Raw genomic sequence first — 17,576 nt, forward strand, 5'->3', positions numbered from 1 at the left:
TTATACTCGGGGCTGGGTACTCAGGCAGATGGCTGATTTGTGCAGCGTTTCCCTAGTTCGTCCTTTTCATATGACTCGAACCCGAGTCTAACTGGCCGCCAACCGGGCGACGATGCCCGGCATGCTCAGCCCAGCGTCAACTGGTGTCCAATCATGCCCAATACAAATCCGAGCACCGCACCCATCGGCGGCGCCCACTTGCGCTCCAGCTTCGCCTGGGGAGCAATGTCCTGAAACACTGAATAACAGATTCCGCCTGCGGCAAACAGCATCACCGCTGCGACCGCTTCAGGATAGGCCGACAACCAGCCAAACCCAAGCAGCCCAAACAACGGCCCGAGAAGCGCCATCGCGGCGAAGCCCTTAGCGATTCGCGCAGTTCGATAGTGGGTGCTGGCCTGCAACTCTCGGCAGGCGTTGAAGCCCTCGGGCAGATTCTGCAGCGCCATCAGACACGCGAGCAACAAGCCACTGCTGCCACCCGCCGCAAACGCTGCGCCGAGGGCGATAGACTCTGGCACAAAATCAGACAACATCGCCGCCATCTGACTGGCCGGCGTTTTGTTGCGATACAGGGTGATATCCAGCCACATGAACGCCAGCCCGCCGGCGACGAAGCAACTTGCCGACATCAGCGTGCTGACCCTGGCGATGCCCTCGGGCACCAGCACCAACGCCACGGCCGACAGCAGCGCGCCGCCGCCAAAGGCGATGATGCCATGACGCAACTCCTGATCCAGCCAGTTTGGCCGCACCCGCTCAATACCCGCCAGCAAGGCACCAGCAGGCATTGCCATGCCGGCGATCAAGGTCAATCCAATTACCACCAGCCAGTCGGTCAACTCAATCTCCCTGTCGCGCAGTGGCTACACGCAATAAAAAACCCCGCCAGAGCGGGGTTTTCATATTGCCGCAGCAATTACATTTCGTCGAGGAAGCGCTCTGCATCCAGCGCTGCCATGCAGCCGGCACCGGCAGAGGTGATGGCCTGACGGTAAATATGATCAGCGACGTCACCGGCGGCGAACACGCCCGGAATGTTGGTTTGGGTAGCGTTACCCTCGGTGCCACTCTTAATCTTCAGGTAGCCGTCTTTCATATCCAGCTGACCTTCAAACAGACCCGTGTTCGGCGTATGACCGATGGCAACGAAAACACCTGCCAGCGCGATATCTTCGGTGCCACCTGCATTCAGCGCGACGCGCATGCCGGTCACACCACTATCGTCACCCAGCACCTCGTCGAGGGTGGCATTGAGCTTCAGCTCGATCTTGCCTTCAGCAACGCGTGCCATCAGCTTGTCGATCAGAATCTTCTCGGCACGGAAGGTATCGCGGCGGTGCACCAACGTAACCTTCTTGGCGATATTGGCCAGATACAGCGCCTCTTCGACCGCGGTGTTGCCGCCGCCGATCACGGCAACGTCCTGATTGCGGTAGAAGAAACCGTCACAGGTCGCGCAAGCGGAAACGCCCTTACCCATGAACGCCTCTTCCGATGGCAGACCGATGTAGCGGGCAGATGCACCGGTGGCGATGATCAGTGCATCACACTTGTACTCGCCGCTGTCACCCCACAGGGTGAAGGGGCGCTGGGTCAGGTCGACCTTGTTGATGTGATCAAACACGATCTCGGTCTCGAAGCGCTCGGCGTGCTGACGCATACGCTCCATCAACTCCGGACCCTGAACGCCGGCAACGTCGCCCGGCCAGTTATCCACTTCAGTCGTGGTGGTCAGTTGCCCGCCCATCTGCATGCCAGTAATCAGCACCGGTTTGAGGTTGGCGCGCGCCGCATAGACGGCAGCGCTGTAGCCCGCCGGGCCGGAGCCCAGGATGATCAGGCGAATGTGACGCACTTCAGACATGTAAACCTCCAGTTTCGCCAGCAGGCTGGCGGCAAGAATAAAACGGGCAGCCGAGGGTAAGGGGAACCCTGAACAGCAGCGACTGCCCCAAAACCAGTCAATCGATCAAAGCTGGGTTGCGTGTTCGGCCAGGTAACGGGCGACGCCTTCAGCGCTTTCCTGCATACCTTTCTGGCCCTTGCGCCAGCCCGCCGGGCAGACCTCACCGTGCTCTTCGGTGAACTGCAGCGCTTCAATCAGGCGAATCATTTCGTCGACTTCGCGACCCAGTGCCAAATTATTCACCACCTGATGCTGGACAATGCCGTCGCGATCAATCAGGAAAGACGCACGCAGGGCAACCCCGTCATCGTGTTCCACGCCATAGGCGCGGGTAATCTCGTGCTTGACGTCAGCCACCATGGTGAACTCGACGGGACCAATGCCGCCCTTCTCCACCGGCGTGTTGCGCCAGGCGTAATGGGTGAACTGCGAATCCACCGACACACCAACAACCTCGACACCCAGCGCACGGAACTTGTCCATGCGATTGTTGTGGGCAATGATCTCGGAAGGGCAAACGAAGGTGAAATCCAGCGGCCAGAAAAACATCACAACGTATTTGCCGCGCAGCGTCGAGAAATCAAAGTGCTCAACAATGCTGCCATCAGCCAATACTGCCGGGGCAACGAAATCCGGCGCGGAACGATTGACCAGAACGCTCATCCAACCCTCCAGAGCAATACAGGCCGCAGCTTATAGCGACCTGAAACAAGTGGAAATTGCAAAGACTGTATCAGCCAAATAGTTTACCCCTATAGTACCCGGCGAAGCACTGCACATTTCTGCAAGAAACTTTCCCACCAGGACCAGTGATCAATGAAGCAAGTCACGGACGTATTGCGCGGCCCCGACTACCTTAAGGAAGGCTGGAAAACCATTAAACAGCCGGGACTACGGCGCTTCGTCATTATCCCGCTGATCGCCAATCTGCTGCTGTTCGCCGCCCTCATCAGTTGGGGTATCGCCCAGTTCAACCTGTTGATGGCCAAGCTCATGCCGCAGCTACCGGATTGGGCGGCATTCGTCGAGTGGCTGCTGTGGCCGATGTTCGCACTGGTTGTGCTGCTGGTGCTGTTCTTCGGCTTCAGCGTATTGGCGAACATCATCGCGTCGCCCTTCTATGGCTTTCTTGCGGAGAAAATCGCCGAACAGGAACGCAACGAGGTTAGCCCACCAACCGGCTGGAAGGACATCATCGCCGCCGTCCCGCACAGCGTCGGCCGCGAACTGCGCAAACTGGTCTATTACCTGCCGCGCATGGCTGCGCTGCTGCTGCTGTCGCTGATCCCGGTGGTCAACCTGGTTGCATCACCGCTGCTGCTGGCGTTTGGCGTCTGGATGATGGCCGTCCAATACGTTGACTATCAGGCCGACAACGACAAGGTCGGCTTCCGCGACATGCTGCGCTGGATGCAGACCCGCCGCAGCCTGTCGCTGGGCTTTGGCTTGCCGGTCTATTTCGGCATGCTGATCCCGCTGCTGAACCTGCTGGTAATGCCCGCAGCGGTGGCCGGTTCAACCCTGTTGTGGGTGCGTGAGCGCCAGCAGCGCAATTAATAAAAGCGTCACGACCATGTAACACGCCGATCATGCCCGGGCACCATACTCGGAGCATGATCACTTCTCCTCCCCCCGGCCAGCGCTTCGCCCTGGTCACCGAAACCTACCCGCCACAGATTAACGGTGTCGCCAATACCCTTGGCCAACTCTGCCGCGGTCTGCTGGCTCGCCAGCATCAGCTACAACTGATCCGTCCGGCCATGGGGGACGAGCAACCCGGTAGCAGCCGCCAGGATAATCTGCTCGAACGCCGGGTGCGCGGCCTGCCAATTCCGGGCTACAGCAACCTGCAGTGGGGGCTTCCTTCTGGTCGAGCGCTGACCCGACTGTGGCGCAAGGAGCGGCCTGACGCGGTGTATCTGGCGACCGAAGGCCCGCTCGGCTGGTCGGCACTGCGCGTCGCGAGGCGCATGGGCATCCCGGTCATCAGCGGCTTCCACACTAATTTCCAGCAGTACAGCGACCACTTTCATCTCGGCCTGCTGCACGAACCGGCCATGCGCTACCTTCGCTGGTTTCACAACCAGACCCTGACCACCCTGGTGGCCAGCACCACCCAGCAGCGCGAACTGAGCCGTCTCGGCTTGCACAACCTTGGCCTGCTTGGGCGTGGCGTCGACTGCGAGCGCTTTCACCCAACCCATCGCGATTGCGCACTGCGCGCCGAATGGGGCGCGGGCAAGGAGGATCTGGTGCTGCTGCACGTGGGCCGGCTGTCGCCAGAGAAAAACCCGGATCTGCTGGTTGAGGCGTGGACGCAGCTGCAAACACGCATCGAAGGTCCGCGACTGCATCTTGTTGTCGTGGGTGATGGGCCGGCGGAGAACGACCTGCGCAAGCGCCTGCCTGACGCCATTTTTACCGGTGCATTAACCGGAGCCCCTCTCGCACGAGTGTTTGCCAGCGCCGATATCTTCGTCTTCCCGAGCCTCACTGAGACCTTCGGCAACGTCGTCACAGAGGCAATGGCATCGGGGCTGGCGGTCTGCGCCTTTGATACCGCGGCTGCGCATCAGCACATTCAGGATCGTTACAGCGGGTGCTTGGCCCCACCATCACATGACCGGGTATTCATCGACAATCTGCAATGGCTGACACAGGATCAGGAAGGACGTCGCAGCATTCGCCTGCACGCCCGCCATCGGGCCTGCCAGCTGGACTGGAGCAGTGTGGTTAGCCGCTTTGAGCGGTACCTGGTGCAGGCCGCCGGGCGGCAGCCTGCGCTGGTACAGGCGGTCCCGAGCAAATAGCTCGGGCGCCTGCGGTGACGCGAATCAGACCAGAGTCTTGAGCGCGTCGCGGCTGAAGGGAGCAATATCTTCGAAACGACCTTCGCGCACCTTGTCAGCCCACTGCGGATCAACCAGCAGCGCGCGACCAACAGCAACCAGATCAAACTCGTCAGCTTCCAGACGTTCCAGCAGGCCATCGATGTTGGCGGTCTGGGCAACCTTGTCAGTGTTAACCATGAACTGCAGGAATTCGCCATCCAGGCCGACGCTGCCGACGGTGATGCACGGCTTGCCGGTGATCTTACGGGTCCAGCCAGCCAGGTTCAGGTCTGAGCTCTCGAATTCCGGCTCCCAGAAACGGCGCTGCGAGCAATGGAAAATGTCCACGCCAGCGTCCGCCAGCGGCGCCAGGAACTGCTCCAGCAGCTCAGGGGTGGGTGCCAGACGCGCGGTGTAATCCTGCTGTTTCCACTGGGAGAAGCGGAAGATGATCGGGTAATCGGCGCCCACTGCGGCGCGGACGGCCTTGATGATCTCAACGGCGAAACGGCCACGGTTTTCCATGCTGCCGCCGTATTGGTCTTCGCGCTGGTTGGTACCTTCCCAGAAGAACTGGTCGATCAGGTAGCCGTGAGCACCGTGCAGTTCGATGGCGTCGAAGCCAACGTCCTTGGCATCCTTGGCCGCCTTGGCAAACGCCGCAACCACATCGTCGATGTCCTGCTGGGTCATGCCCTTGACCACGACCTTGCCGTCTTTCAGTCGCTCCATTGGACCGTACCCGGGTACATCAGCATCCGGCTCAGTGCCCAAACGACGGACGTTACCCACGTGCCACAGCTGCGGCGCGATCTTGCCACCCGCTGCATGGACGGCGTCGACAACCTTCTTCCAGCCGGCCAGCGACTCTTCACCGTGGAAGTAAGGGACGTTCGGATAGCCGTTGGCAGCAGCGTGATCAACCACGGTACCTTCGGTGATAATCAGACCAACACCGGACTCGGCACGGCGGCGGTAGTAATCGACCACACCCTGATTCGGCACGCCGTTGGGCGAGAAGTTACGGGTCATCGGCGCCATGACGATGCGGTTGGACAGTTCCAGATTGCCCAGTTTGAAGGGCTGGAACAGGGAAGTTGTGGCTGCGGACATACTAGATCTCCTGAACGGGGACTGAGCCGGACCACCGGTGAGTCATAGAGCTGACCAGTCGTCTCGGGTAAACGAAAGAAAAAATCAGGGCTGCAGCAAACGCTCCAACTGCTGAATGAATACGCGCAAGGGGCCGATCTGACGATCCGCCTTCATGCGCAACAAGGCGCCTTCCCAGGCTGCACTGATAAATCCGGCAAGCTCAGCCGGGTTCTGATCAGCGGCGATCTCTCCTGCCGTTTGCGCCTCGGCCAGACAGTCAGCCAGCACCTGGTTGGAGCGCTGCAAAATCGCACTGGCGGCGTAGCCAATCGGCTGGCTTTCTTCTGCCATCTCATGACACAGACTGCCAATGAAACACTGATGACTGGGCTGGTCCTGATTGGCAAAGTAGCCAACGAGATCGCGGTAGCAGCGCAGCACCCGCTCGCGCGGCGACAGCTGCGGCGTACTTAGCGCGTCGGCAAAACGCTCAATGCGCGGCGTGTAGTAGTAATGCAGCGCCTGGATGGCGAAGTCTTCCTTACTCTCGAAGTAGTGATAGAAAGACCCCTTCGGCACACCAGCGCCCTGGGTAATTTCCTGCACACCGGTACCGTTATAACCCTTGCGCAGCATGACGCTGGTACCAGAGGCGAGAATACGGGCGCGCTTGTCTTGAATCGTGTTCATGTCGCGCACTATACGACCGGTCAACTTTGACTGATAGATCAAAATCACCACTATAAATACTGCTGATAATGAACAATCAGGCCAAAGCAGAAAGCAGGGACGCGTTCCTGCGGGCACAAAAAAACCGGGCCAATGCCCGGTTTTTTTGATGCCGTCAGCCACTTAGTGGTGGTGACCGCCTTCGCCGTGGATATGACCGTGGGCGATTTCTTCTTCGTTGGCGTCACGTACCGCGACAACCTTCACTTCAAAGGTCAGACGCTCGCCAGCCAGCGGGTGGTTGCCGTCGACGGTGACTTCATCACCTTCCAGTGCCTTGATGGTAACGATCTGCATGCTGCCGTCCGGACCGGATGCGTGGAACTGCATGCCGACTTCCAGCTCGTCGACGCCTTCAAACATGTTGCGACCCAGAACAGCGATCAGCTCAGCATTGAACTCACCGTAAGCTTCTTCCGGCTCAACAGTTACTTTGACGTCGTCACCAGCTGCCTTGCCTTCCAGCGCCTTTTCCAGACCCGGAATGATATTGCCGGCACCGTGCAAGTAGACCAGCGGTGCACCACCGACGGACGAATCCAGCACTTCGCCATCGTCATTGGTCAGGGTGTAGTCGATGGACACGGCCTTGTTGGCGGCAATCTGCATAATCTCTTTCCTGTGATTGAGGGTATAAGAGGCTCGAGTGTACGCGTTATGGCACTGAAACGCACGGCTTGACCCGACCAGTGGGGCGCCGGAAGATAGCCGAACGCAATCGATATCCGGCGGTCAATAGATGACACCCGACTGAAAGGAACTCGCATATTCCCATGACAAACCGACTGGTTCTGGTCATCAACGGAGGCAGCTCCTCCATCAAGCTGGCACTGCGCCGTGAAGACACCCCGGGCGCCCTGTTCGAAGCCATCGCCGAGCGCCTGAATACCTCGCAGGCATGCTACTCGACCTCCGAGGACGCACGTGGCGAGTTACCGAACGCGACCCACCTGGATGCTCTCAACGCGCTGCTGCCAATGATCGAGCGTCATCTGGATCGCCCCCTGAGCGCGGTCGGCCACCGCGTAGTGCACGGCGGCGAGCGCTTCACCAGCGCCCAACTGTTGAATGACGAAATCATCGCCGGTATCGAGGCTAACGCGCCGTTGGCACCACTGCACAACCCGGCCAACCTGACCGGTATTCGCGCCGCCATGCACCTGCTGCCCGAAACGCCGCAGGTCGCGGTGTTCGATACAGCCTTCCACCAGAGCATGCCTCCGCACGCCTTCCGCTATGCGCTACCGGACGAGCTGTACGCCGTACACGGGGTACGCCGTTACGGCTTCCACGGCACCAGCCACAAGTACGTCAGCGACCAGGCAGGCCAATTGACCGGCCTGGGCAAGGGCCGGGGCGCCTGGCTGACCGCCCACCTCGGCAATGGCTGCTCCAGCTGTGCGGTACTCGATGGTCGCAGCATGGACACCAGCATGGGCCTGACACCGCTCGAAGGCTTAGTGATGGGTACGCGCAGCGGCGACGTTGACCCCAACCTGCACGCCCATCTGGCCCGCACCTTGGGTTGGGATCTCAACCGCATCGAACAACTGCTCAACCGCGAGAGCGGCCTGCTCGGACTGTCCGGCCTGTCCAACGACATGCGCGAACTGGAGCAAGCCCGCGCTGACGGACACAGCGGCGCGCAGCTGGCGATCGAAGTGTTCTGCTACCGGCTGGCCCGCTCGCTGGCTGGCCTCTCGGTCGCGTTGCCACGCATCGACGGACTGATCTTTACCGGTGGCATTGGCGAAAACTCGGCCCTGACACGCGCCCTGACCCTAAAGCACCTCGCGGTGCTCGGCCTGCAGATCGACCCGGACCGCAACAGCGTGCTGCCGCGCGGCGAGGCCGGGTACATCGAAAAGGCGGGGGCGCCAGCGATCCTGGTGATCCCGACCGACGAGGAGCGCCAGATCGCCGACGAAAGTCTCGCCCTGCTGGAAACGCAGCCAAGGAGCCAAACGGCATGAGCCTGCACACCTTCTTCATCGCCCCGACCGGTTTCGGCGTCGGCCTGACCTCTACCAGTCTGGGCCTGATTCGCGCGCTGGAACGCACAGGCCTGAAAGTGCACTTCCTCAAGCCCATTGCCCAGCCACACCCGGGCGACGAGGGCCCGGAGCGCTCCAGCGAGCTGATCAGTCGTACCCTCGGCCTCTCGCCACCAGCAGCCATGCCGCTGTCACAGGTTGAGCATCAGTTGGCCATGGGTGAACTCGATGAAGTGCTGGAAGAAATTGTCAGCCGCTACCAGCAGGCCGCCGAGGGCGCCGATGTGGTGGTGGTCGAAGGCATGGTACCCACCCGCCAGAGCAACTACGCCGCCCAAATCAACCAACAGCTGGCCAAAAGCCTGGACGCCGACGTTATTCTGGTCACGGCCCCCGATGGCGATGACTTCGCCGCCCTGGCCGACCGGATTGAAATCAACGCGCAAACCTTCGGCGGCCCCAAGCATCCGAAAGTCCTCGGAGTGATCATCAACAAGGTCAAGGCGCTCGCCCCGGAAACGACCGCAGACATCCCTGATCGGCCGACCCTGAAGAGCACCCTGAAGGACTTCGCCCAAAGCCTGCGTGACGCCTCAAGCCGACTGGATACCGATGACTTCCGGCTGATCGGTTGCGTGCCATGGCAGGATGAACTGAACGCACCGCGCACTGCCGATATTGCCGAGCTGCTCAAGGCCACGACGTTCCACGCGGGCGATATGCAGCAACGCCGGGTAATGGAAATGGCGCTGTGCTCACGCACCGTCCCCAACATCATTCACCTGCTGCGCCCCGGTGCACTGATCGTCACCCCCGGCGACCGCGACGACATCATTATCGCCAGCTCACTCGCCGCACTCTCAGGCACCCCACTGGCGGGACTGCTGCTGACCGGCGGCTTTGAGCCCAACCCACGGGTGATCCAGCTGTGCCAGCCGGCACTGGACCAGGGGCTACCGATCCTCGGCGTACCGACCGACACCTTCGCTACCGCCACCCAGCTCGACCGCATGAACCGCGAGATTCCAATTGATGACCGCGAGCGCGCCAACAAGGTGACTGATTTCGTCGCCAGCCACATCGACCATCTGTGGCTGGCCAAACGCTGCGATACCCCGCGTGAAAAGCGCATGTCGCCGCCCGCGTTCCGCTACGAGCTGGTGCGTCAGGCCCAGCACGCAGCCAAGACCATCGTACTGCCCGAGGGCGACGAGCCGCGCACCGTGCAGGCCGCCGCCATCTGCCAGCGCCGCGGCATCGCCAACTGCATTCTGCTGGCCAAGCGCGAATCGGTTGAAGCCGTCGCCCGCGCCCAGCACATCAGCCTGCCGGACGGCCTGCAGATCATCGACCCGGATGAGGTCCGTGAGCGCTATGTCGCGCCCATGGTCAAACTGCGTGAAGGCAAGGGCCTGAACGAGCCCATGGCGCTGCAACAGTTGGAAGACAACGTGGTACTGGGCACCATGATGCTGGCATTGGATGAAGTCGACGGGCTGGTGTCCGGCGCCATCCACACCACCGCCAATACCATTCGCCCGGCGTTCCAGCTGATCAAGACCGCTCCCGGCTACAACCTGGTGTCATCGATCTTTTTCATGCTGCTGCCAGAGCAGGTGCTGGTCTACGGCGACTGCGCAGTTAACCCGGAACCCAGTGCCGAGGATCTGGCCGAGATCGCCATCCAGAGCGCCCGTTCGGCCGAAGCCTTCGGCATCCCGGCGCGGGTGGCGATGATCAGCTACTCGACCGGCAGCTCCGGCAGCGGCAGCGAAGTCGAGAAGGTCCGCGAAGCCACCCGACTGGCCCGCGAGCGCGAACCCGGGCTGTTGCTCGACGGCCCGCTCCAGTATGATGCCGCCGCCATCGCCAGTGTCGGCCGCCAGAAAGCGCCAGACAGTCCGGTGGCCGGTCAGGCAACGGTATTCGTCTTCCCTGACCTGAACACCGGCAACACCACCTACAAGGCGGTGCAGCGCAGCGCCAACGTTGTCAGCGTCGGCCCCATGCTGCAGGGCCTGCGCAAACCGGTGAATGACCTGTCGCGCGGTGCGCTGGTCGACGATATCGTCTACACCATTGCGTTAACCGCGATCCAGGCCTACAACAACGAATAACCAATAAAAACGGTCGCCCTCGGGCGACCCCTGGAAGAGCCAACCCCATGCTGTCGTTTCTGCCTGCCCCTATGCGCGGCATCATCGCTGCCCTGCTGCTGGTGCTGAACACCCTTGTCCACGCGTCGGTCCTGTTCGTTTTCGCGCTGATCAAGCTGCTGCCGATCCCCCCACTGCGTACCTGGTGTACCAAAGTGATGATTCGGATCGCCGAATTCTGGATTCGCTGCAACAGCGGCTGGATGGCACTTAGCGGCAATACCCGCTGGGATATCGAGGGCCTGGAGCGGCTGGATTACAACGGCTGGTATCTGGTCACCAGCAACCATCAGAGCTGGGTCGATATCCTTGCACTACAGCACGTGCTCAACCGCCACATGCCGATGCTCAAGTTCTTCCTCAAGCAGGAGCTGATCTGGGTACCTATCATCGGTCTGTGCTGGTGGGCGCTCGATTTCCCGTTCATGAAGCGCTACACCAAGGCCTATCTGGCCAAGCATCCCGAGAAGGCAGGTCAGGATCTGGCCACTACCCGCAAAGCCTGCGAGAAGTTCAAGACCACCCCGGTCGCCGTATTCAACTTCCTCGAAGGCACCCGGCTGACCCACGTCAAACACCAGCAACAGCAGTCACCGTTCACCTATCTGCTCAAACCCAAGTCCGGCGGCATCGCCTTTGTGCTCGACGCCATGGGCGAGCAGCTGCGCTCACTGCTGGATATCACCATCCACTACCCGGGCGGCACCCCCAACTTCTGGGATCTGATGTGCGGCAAGGTTAGCCACGTGGTCATGCACCTCGAACTCAAGCCCATTCCCGCCGAGTTTATCGGGCGCAACTATCAGGACGACGAGGCCTTTCGCGCCGAGTTCCAATCCTGGGTCAATACACTGTGGACCGACAAGGACGCGCACCTCGCGCGCCTGCATCAACAGTACCCAACGCCAGCAGACCGCCGATAAGCCTAGCCCCGAATCCGAACCACAAAAAAAGGCCAACCGGTTACCCGGTTGGCCTTTTTTGTTTGCTGCCCGCGGCGCTTAGAGCTGACGCAGGGTAATCTCGACCCGACGGTTCTGCGCGCGGCCTGCCTCGGTATCGTTGCTGGCGATCGGCTGGCTCGGGCCGACACCGGCGCTGCTGATACGCGCACCGCTAACACCCTGACCAGCGATGTAGGATGCAACGCTGGCAGCACGCTCACGCGACAGACGCATGTTCAGCTCCATGGAGCCAGTGCTGTCGGTGTGACCGACGATGTTGATACCGTTCTGGTCGAACTCCTTAAACACCTTGACCAGCGAATTCAGCGTCGGATAGAAGCTGCTGGAGATGTCGGACGAGCCGGAGGCGAAAGTAATGTTGCCAGGCATGACCAGTTGCAGAGTATCGCCGTTACGGATGACCTGCACACCGGTACCGGTCAGCTCCTGACGCAGACGCTGCTCCTGCTTGTCGACGTAGTAACCGTAACCGCCACCGGCAGCACCACCGACCGCGGCGCCAATCAGCGCACCCTTGGCACGATCATCGCTGCTGGAGGTTGCCGCGCCAATTGCTGCGCCGGTCAGCGCGCCGATGCCGCCGTAGATGGCGGACTTGCCCGCCTGCTCTTCACCGGTGTAAGGGTTGTTGGTACAACCGGCAATCATCAGTGCGCAGGCACCCGCAATAATCAAACCTTGGCTTTTCATGGTAATTCCCTTGTTCTGGTTGGTTCTGTGTCCAATCCGTCCTGGCAGGAACGGATCAAGCGCGGCCCTTAGCCGCGAATAAATGGATTCTCGCGAATCTCATCGCCGATGCGCGTATCGGGACCGTGCCCGGTCACTACAATCGCATCTTCATCAAGCGTATAGAGTCGTTCACGGATCGATCGTTCAATCTGACGCGAGTCACCGCCCCACAGATCGGTCCGCCCAATACCGCGCCGAAACAGCGTATCGCCCGCAATCAGCAGCTTGCCTTCGGGAAACCAAAAGCTCATCGACCCCGGCGTGTGACCCGGCGTATGCAGGGCAACGCCGCAACCACAAGCCAGCTCCTCATCGTCCTGCAGCCACTGATCCGGCGCCGGAGCAGGTTTGTAGGGAATGCCGAACATCTTGCATTGCATCTCCAGATTGTCCCAGAGGAACTGGTCTTCCTTGTGCAAATGCAAGGTCGCCCCAGTCAACTTCTTCAACTCGCCAGAAGCGAGAAAGTGATCAAGGTGCGCGTGGGTATGAATGATGCTGATCAGCTTGAGCCCCAGTTCATTGAGGCGCTTGACGATAAACTCATGGTCCCCGCCCGGATCAACCACAATAGCCTTCTTGCTGATCGGATCACCGATCAAGGTGCAGTTGCACTGCAACGGACCAACGGGAAAGGTTTCGCGGATCAAGGTTGGAGCTGGGTTCATGGTGCTTCCGACATCAGACAGACTGGAGGCTACGCAGCTGCGCAACCAGTGTACTTAGCCGCAAAGTATAGGGAGCTCAACTCATATGAGCCAGTCACTAGCACAAGCCTTCAGAAGCCCAAAGCCTATGCGCTACGCCAACAACCTGAAAGCCACCCATTAAAAAAGCGTGCACCAAGCACGAATTCAGCCGCATGCCCCACCCGCACTAGCTGACATCCGCCGTCGCTTCGATAGCCAGCACCCAAGCCTCAAACTTATCCGCCGGCATCGGCGGCGAGAATAGGTATCCCTGGGCCTGGTCGCAGCCAAGTCCACGCAGCGTGCCCAACGTTTCGCTATCTTCGATACCCTCGGCGGTGGTCTTCAACCCCAGACTCGCCGCCATCTGCACCACCGCCTGCACAATGGCGGCGTTCTGAGAGTTGAGCGTCACATCACGCACAAATGACTGATCGACCTTCAACTTATCGACCATGAAGCGCTGCAGGTAGGTCAGATTCGAATAGCCCGTACCGAAGTCGTCGATCGCCAGGCGCACACCGAGCCGGCGCAAGCGCGCCAGCAGATCGACGAACTGCTCTGGCTCATTGATCAGCGCTGACTCAGTGATTTCCAGCTCGAGCAAATTGGCTGGCGTGCCATGCACCTCCAGTGCCCGTGCCAACACGTGGTCCACATCCCCACGGCCAAATTGCTTGGCCGAGATATTGATCGCCAGTGTCAGCTCGTTGAACGCTGGCTGAGCGTGCCAGCGGGTCAGAGTTGCACAGGCCTGATCAATCACCCAGCTACCGATCTCAATGATCAGTCCGGCCTTCTCGGCGATCGGAATAAACACTCCCGGGGAGACAAAGCCACGAACCGGATGCACCCAGCGAATCAAGGCCTCGGCTCCCACCACGCGCTCGGTGTGCATGTCCAGAATCGGCTGCAAGTACAGCTCGAACTCGTTGCGCTGCACCGCGCCATGCAGATCGTTGGTCAGTAGGATCTCCTCGTGCAACTGGCCATCCATCGCACTATCAAAAAAGCGGATTGCGTTCTGCCCAGCTTCCTTCGCGCTTTTTACCGCCAGACTGGCCTGTTTCAGTAGATGCTCGAAACTATCGCCGTCGTTGGGGTATAGCGCCACCCCAATAGACGCGGTGATATTCAGCTCTATACCTGCCAGTTGATAGGGCCTGGCCATACTTTGCAGCAGCCCAGCGGCAATACTGCTGGCACTTGCCACTCCTTCCTGCAATGGCAGCAACAGCAGAAACTCGTCACGCGAAACCCGCGCCAGCGATGGATTGGCGTTGCTGGCATCTGCCAATCGGGCTGCAACCAGACTCAACAGTTCGTCCCCCTTGGTATAACCAAAAGCATCGTTTATCCCGGAAAAGCGGTCGATATTGACTAGCATCAGCGCATGCATGCGGCCGTCGCGCAGTGCTACCCGAGCCAGCCGCTCGATACCAAAACGATTCAGCGCTCCGGTAAGACGATCATGTGTCGCCTGCTGGATCAGTTGCTGCTCTGCCTCACGAATGTCCGTTTCGTCAGACAGCACTACCTGAATCGCTGGCTCACCTGCCCACTCAGTCACCCAACAGGTCAGACGCAGCTGAAGGGTTCTCCCTGTGTGATCTTTCAGCGCCTGAACCCAGGACAAATTCTCCAGCTCGCCCGAGCGTAACTTTTCCAATCGCTGACCAAGCAGTTGGCGATCAAAATCATTGAGCGCCAAGCGCGCCCAATTGTCCGGAATCTGCGCATGACCTTTCAGGCCGAACAGACGCAAGGCTACCGGGTTGGCGTAAACAAAATGCTCTCCGACCATGATCAACACACCCTGGTGCGACCCATCAGTCAGCCGCAGAAACTGTGAACTCATGCGCTCCGCGTCACGCGCAGCGCGGTCAACACAGGCGTACAACAACGCCAAGCCGAGCATCAGCCTAACCAAGGTAACGATCTCTGCCTGAACCGGCTGAAACTCAACACCCCAAATCGGCGTTATCCACCAGCACAAGGCGTTTACCAGCAGCAGAACCGCGGCCAATTTTTCAGCGGGTGGCCCCTGCCGCAGCAGCCGGGCAACAAACACCGCAACGACGGAAAAAATGGCTGCAATGGTCAACACCGCCAGTCGTGGTGACACACTCAGGGCCACCATCAATGCCACGAACATGACTAAGCCGGACATCAAGAAATGCCACAACCGATAGCCAGCGCCGTGCATCAGCGATACACCGTACAACAGGAACAGCATGCTCAAGGCACCGTGAGCACACCAGATGACGCCGCCCAGCCAGTTCAGCGATGAGTCGCTGAAATACAGCAGGTAGGACGGCACCCACACAGCGCCGACCATAAAGAAAAGGCCAATCCAACGGGTAAACGGTTGTCCTCTACCCCGCTTCCACGCCAATAGCAGGGCGCCGCCAACGGCGAGGTTAACGGCCATGGAATACAGCATGAATAACGGCATGAAACCTACTCCAGCGGCAGCCGTCATCGCTGTTTAGACGGCGTATTCAGAACAAGGACGCACACACCCTGCTCAAGGTATAGCACCGAGCCATGATTTATTCCTTGTCAAAGCGGACAGACCCGCGCAATCCAATTGCCCCGCAGTAGTCCCTGCGAACCATGCTGTCGATTGGGTAGCCCAAGGCAGCGGATACTCTGCTATCGTTCTCTGCAAAACCAAGAAAGAACCCCGTGACACTATTCATTTCCGCAGCCCTTCTCCGCTACCTCGCCAGGCTAGGCCTTGTTGTCTTGGCCCTGTTTGCGGCTGCGACTCACGCTCAGGCTGCGCAAGGCGCCATCGACGTTCAACGCCCTAATACAGAGCTGCTCGGCCGTCATTTCTCACTGCTGGTTGAGCGCGACGGGCCACTGAACATCGACCAGGCCTACGACCGCTTCAGCACCGGTCAACTGCCCAAAGGCGCCTACGACGTTCTCAGCTTCGGCCTCAACTCGGAGCCACTGTGGCTATTTCTGCGTCTAAGCAACGGCGGCGAGACCCCGGTAAACAAACAACTGAGTATTGAGGCATCCTGGCTGGACCGGATCGAGCTCTACCTTTACCAGGGCAGTACGCTCACCCACTCCTCGCTAATGGGCGACGCTTTGCCATACGCCGCCCGTCCGCAGCCCAGCAACTACTTCGTCAACAGCCTGGACATCCCGCCCGGGGATAGCGTGCTGATCCTGCGGATCAGCAGCTCCGACCCTATGGTGCTGCCAATTCGGCTGTCGGATCACGCCTACCTCCACACACTGGAGCGCCTGGACGCCTACCACTACGGCTTTCTGTATGGCCTTGTCGTTGCTTTGATGCTCTACAACCTGCTGCTTTTTCTTCGCCTGCGCAGCCCGCCATACCTGTTCTACTCCATCTACATGCTGGCCTTTGTGACCATGAATATCGCCTATAGCGGGCACGGCTTTGCCTGGTTATGGAGCGACAGCGTCACCCTGCAGAAGTGGTCAAACGCGCTGTTCATGATCCTCTACTCAGTTGCCGGACTGAGCTTTGCCGTGTACTTCCTCGACGTCCGCTCTCACGCGCGACGGCTGGCGCGGCTGATCGACGCCTACGTCTACTCCGTGGTGTTCAGCATCTTCTTCTGCATCGCGTTCAACCTCCACGCCCTCGCCATCGTCCTGTCGTTTGTCTACGTATTCATATTCACCATCGGTGTGCTTTTGCTTGGTATCCACGCGGTACTCAAGCGCCGCCCATCCGCCGATTACTTTCTGGCAGCGACCCTGATTGGTGCCATCGGTGCAGGCATCAGCTGCATTACGGTCTGGGGCTGGATTCCGTTCACCCGTTTCACCTATCTGGCAGTGGAACTGGGGTTGTCGCTCGAGGCGGTCTTGCTATCGCTAGCGGTTGCCGACCGGTTCAACCTGGTTCGACAAAAGAAGGAAGTGGCGGAGCGCCTGGCCCGCATTGATCCACTGACCGAGCTCTATAACCGCAGGGCCTCCCGGGAGCTGCTGCTTCCGCATTGGGAGGTTGGCAACCGTCAAGGCCAGCCGCTCTCGGTAATCATCATCGACATCGACCATTTCAAGCAGATCAACGACAGCTATGGTCACGACGCTGGCGATCAGGTGATCGTGCAGGTTGCCAACCTGATCAAACGCAACTCACGCGCGGATGACATTGCCGTGCGCTGGGGTGGCGAAGAGTTTCTGATTTACCTGCCCGGAACCCGACTGCAGCAGGCGGGCATGATCGCAGAACGTTTGCGCTGCGACGTTGGGCAACAGGAATTTACCTGTAATGGCAGTCGGTTCTCGGTGACCTGCAGCTTTGGCGTTGCAGAAAGAAGCAGCACCGACACACAGCCGGAGCAGCTGTTCAAGCGGGCAGATGAATTGCTCTATCAGGCCAAGCAGTCAGGTCGCAACCAAGTGATGCTGGATATGCAGAACACCCCGCCTGCAGAGGTAGAGCGCAGCCTCAACCACGCAGCTGACTGACTCCCA

The 17,576-nt window shown here is 59.8% G+C and carries 15 protein-coding genes; 6 read left to right on the forward strand and 9 right to left on the reverse strand.

Annotated elements, in window-relative coordinates:
• Positions 1 to 125: 125 nt before the first annotated feature.
• The 3 genes from AAFM31_RS12530 to AAFM31_RS12540 form a co-directional block, all read right to left on the reverse strand.
• On the reverse strand, positions 126 to 842 hold the full coding sequence (locus tag AAFM31_RS12530; RefSeq protein WP_341708269.1) for a divalent cation transporter: 717 nt from the start codon (positions 840 to 842) through the stop codon (positions 126 to 128).
• Between the two features lie 77 nt (positions 843 to 919).
• Entirely contained in the window at positions 920 to 1,867 is a 948-nt protein-coding gene (trxB, locus tag AAFM31_RS12535; protein ID WP_341708270.1) for a thioredoxin-disulfide reductase, read from the reverse strand.
• A gap of 105 nt (positions 1,868 to 1,972) precedes the next feature.
• Complete coding sequence (locus AAFM31_RS12540; protein ID WP_341708271.1) at positions 1,973 to 2,572, reverse strand: peroxiredoxin; 600 nt, start codon at positions 2,570 to 2,572, stop codon at positions 1,973 to 1,975.
• A gap of 153 nt (positions 2,573 to 2,725) precedes the next feature.
• Between AAFM31_RS12540 and cysZ the strand changes: the two genes are divergently transcribed.
• The gene (cysZ, locus tag AAFM31_RS12545; RefSeq protein WP_341708272.1) at positions 2,726 to 3,466 is read left to right on the forward strand and encodes a sulfate transporter CysZ; all 741 of its coding nucleotides are present in this window, start codon (positions 2,726 to 2,728) and stop codon (positions 3,464 to 3,466) included.
• A 56-nt stretch (positions 3,467 to 3,522) separates the two neighbouring features.
• Positions 3,523 to 4,719, forward strand: a complete 1,197-nt coding sequence (locus tag AAFM31_RS12550) for a glycosyltransferase family 1 protein (RefSeq protein ID WP_341708273.1) — start codon at positions 3,523 to 3,525, stop codon at positions 4,717 to 4,719.
• Between the two features lie 24 nt (positions 4,720 to 4,743).
• On the opposite strand, the gene AAFM31_RS12555 is transcribed toward AAFM31_RS12550, so the two are convergent.
• The 3 genes from AAFM31_RS12555 to AAFM31_RS12565 form a co-directional block, all read right to left on the reverse strand.
• A complete protein-coding gene (locus tag AAFM31_RS12555; protein WP_341708274.1) occupies positions 4,744 to 5,853 on the reverse strand; it encodes an NADH:flavin oxidoreductase in 1,110 nt (369 codons plus the stop codon).
• Between the two features lie 84 nt (positions 5,854 to 5,937).
• Complete coding sequence (locus AAFM31_RS12560; RefSeq protein ID WP_341708275.1) at positions 5,938 to 6,525, reverse strand: TetR family transcriptional regulator C-terminal domain-containing protein; 588 nt, start codon at positions 6,523 to 6,525, stop codon at positions 5,938 to 5,940.
• 162 nt (positions 6,526 to 6,687) lie between these two features.
• Positions 6,688 to 7,173 (reverse strand): peptidylprolyl isomerase, encoded by a 486-nt coding sequence (locus AAFM31_RS12565; RefSeq protein ID WP_088274689.1) that lies wholly within the window; start codon positions 7,171 to 7,173, stop codon positions 6,688 to 6,690.
• 164 nt (positions 7,174 to 7,337) lie between these two features.
• Between AAFM31_RS12565 and AAFM31_RS12570 the strand changes: the two genes are divergently transcribed.
• The 3 genes from AAFM31_RS12570 to AAFM31_RS12580 are packed head-to-tail and all read left to right on the forward strand — an operon-like array spanning position 7,338 to position 11,637.
• Positions 7,338 to 8,537, forward strand: a complete 1,200-nt coding sequence (locus tag AAFM31_RS12570) for an acetate kinase (RefSeq protein ID WP_341708276.1) — start codon at positions 7,338 to 7,340, stop codon at positions 8,535 to 8,537.
• A gap of 2 nt (positions 8,538 to 8,539) precedes the next feature.
• Positions 8,540 to 10,675, forward strand: coding sequence for a phosphate acetyltransferase (gene pta / locus AAFM31_RS12575; protein WP_341708330.1), 2,136 nt, complete (start codon positions 8,540 to 8,542; stop codon positions 10,673 to 10,675).
• 47 nt (positions 10,676 to 10,722) lie between these two features.
• Positions 10,723 to 11,637 (forward strand): acyltransferase, encoded by a 915-nt coding sequence (locus tag AAFM31_RS12580; protein WP_341708277.1) that lies wholly within the window; start codon positions 10,723 to 10,725, stop codon positions 11,635 to 11,637.
• A gap of 78 nt (positions 11,638 to 11,715) precedes the next feature.
• Here the strand turns inward: AAFM31_RS12580 and AAFM31_RS12585 are convergent, their stop codons facing one another.
• The 3 genes from AAFM31_RS12585 to AAFM31_RS12595 form a co-directional block, all read right to left on the reverse strand.
• Positions 11,716 to 12,369, reverse strand: coding sequence for an OmpA family protein (locus AAFM31_RS12585; RefSeq protein ID WP_341708278.1), 654 nt, complete (start codon positions 12,367 to 12,369; stop codon positions 11,716 to 11,718).
• 68 nt (positions 12,370 to 12,437) lie between these two features.
• Positions 12,438 to 13,079, reverse strand: a complete 642-nt coding sequence (locus tag AAFM31_RS12590) for an MBL fold metallo-hydrolase (RefSeq protein ID WP_341708279.1) — start codon at positions 13,077 to 13,079, stop codon at positions 12,438 to 12,440.
• A 208-nt stretch (positions 13,080 to 13,287) separates the two neighbouring features.
• A complete protein-coding gene (locus AAFM31_RS12595) occupies positions 13,288 to 15,555 on the reverse strand; it encodes an EAL domain-containing protein (RefSeq protein ID WP_341708280.1) in 2,268 nt (755 codons plus the stop codon).
• A 233-nt stretch (positions 15,556 to 15,788) separates the two neighbouring features.
• Here AAFM31_RS12595 and AAFM31_RS12600 point away from each other — a divergent pair, with 233 nt between their 5' ends.
• Complete coding sequence (locus AAFM31_RS12600) at positions 15,789 to 17,570, forward strand: diguanylate cyclase (RefSeq protein ID WP_341708281.1); 1,782 nt, start codon at positions 15,789 to 15,791, stop codon at positions 17,568 to 17,570.
• Positions 17,571 to 17,576 lie beyond the last annotated feature (6 nt).

The sequence above is a fragment of the Halopseudomonas sp. genome, from assembly GCF_038130085.1.
Lineage (GTDB): Bacteria > Pseudomonadota > Gammaproteobacteria > Pseudomonadales > Pseudomonadaceae > Halopseudomonas.

Bases quoted from the DNA above. Each gene is read 5' to 3' on its own strand.
- cysZ (WP_341708272.1), top strand. From the start codon at position 2,726: ATGAAGCAAGTCACGGACGTATTGCGCGGCCCCGACTACCTTAAGGAA.
- trxB (WP_341708270.1), bottom strand. From the start codon at position 1,867: ATGTCTGAAGTGCGTCACATTCGCCTGATCATCCTGGGCTCCGGCCCG.
- AAFM31_RS12560 (WP_341708275.1), bottom strand. From the start codon at position 6,525: ATGAACACGATTCAAGACAAGCGCGCCCGTATTCTCGCCTCTGGTACC.
- AAFM31_RS12555 (WP_341708274.1), bottom strand. From the start codon at position 5,853: ATGTCCGCAGCCACAACTTCCCTGTTCCAGCCCTTCAAACTGGGCAAT.
- AAFM31_RS12540 (WP_341708271.1), bottom strand. From the start codon at position 2,572: ATGAGCGTTCTGGTCAATCGTTCCGCGCCGGATTTCGTTGCCCCGGCA.
- AAFM31_RS12590 (WP_341708279.1), bottom strand. From the start codon at position 13,079: ATGAACCCAGCTCCAACCTTGATCCGCGAAACCTTTCCCGTTGGTCCG.
- AAFM31_RS12570 (WP_341708276.1), top strand. From the start codon at position 7,338: ATGACAAACCGACTGGTTCTGGTCATCAACGGAGGCAGCTCCTCCATC.
- AAFM31_RS12580 (WP_341708277.1), top strand. From the start codon at position 10,723: ATGCTGTCGTTTCTGCCTGCCCCTATGCGCGGCATCATCGCTGCCCTG.
- AAFM31_RS12595 (WP_341708280.1), bottom strand. From the start codon at position 15,555: ATGCCGTTATTCATGCTGTATTCCATGGCCGTTAACCTCGCCGTTGGC.
- AAFM31_RS12565 (WP_088274689.1), bottom strand. From the start codon at position 7,173: ATGCAGATTGCCGCCAACAAGGCCGTGTCCATCGACTACACCCTGACC.
- AAFM31_RS12585 (WP_341708278.1), bottom strand. From the start codon at position 12,369: ATGAAAAGCCAAGGTTTGATTATTGCGGGTGCCTGCGCACTGATGATT.
- AAFM31_RS12550 (WP_341708273.1), top strand. From the start codon at position 3,523: ATGATCACTTCTCCTCCCCCCGGCCAGCGCTTCGCCCTGGTCACCGAA.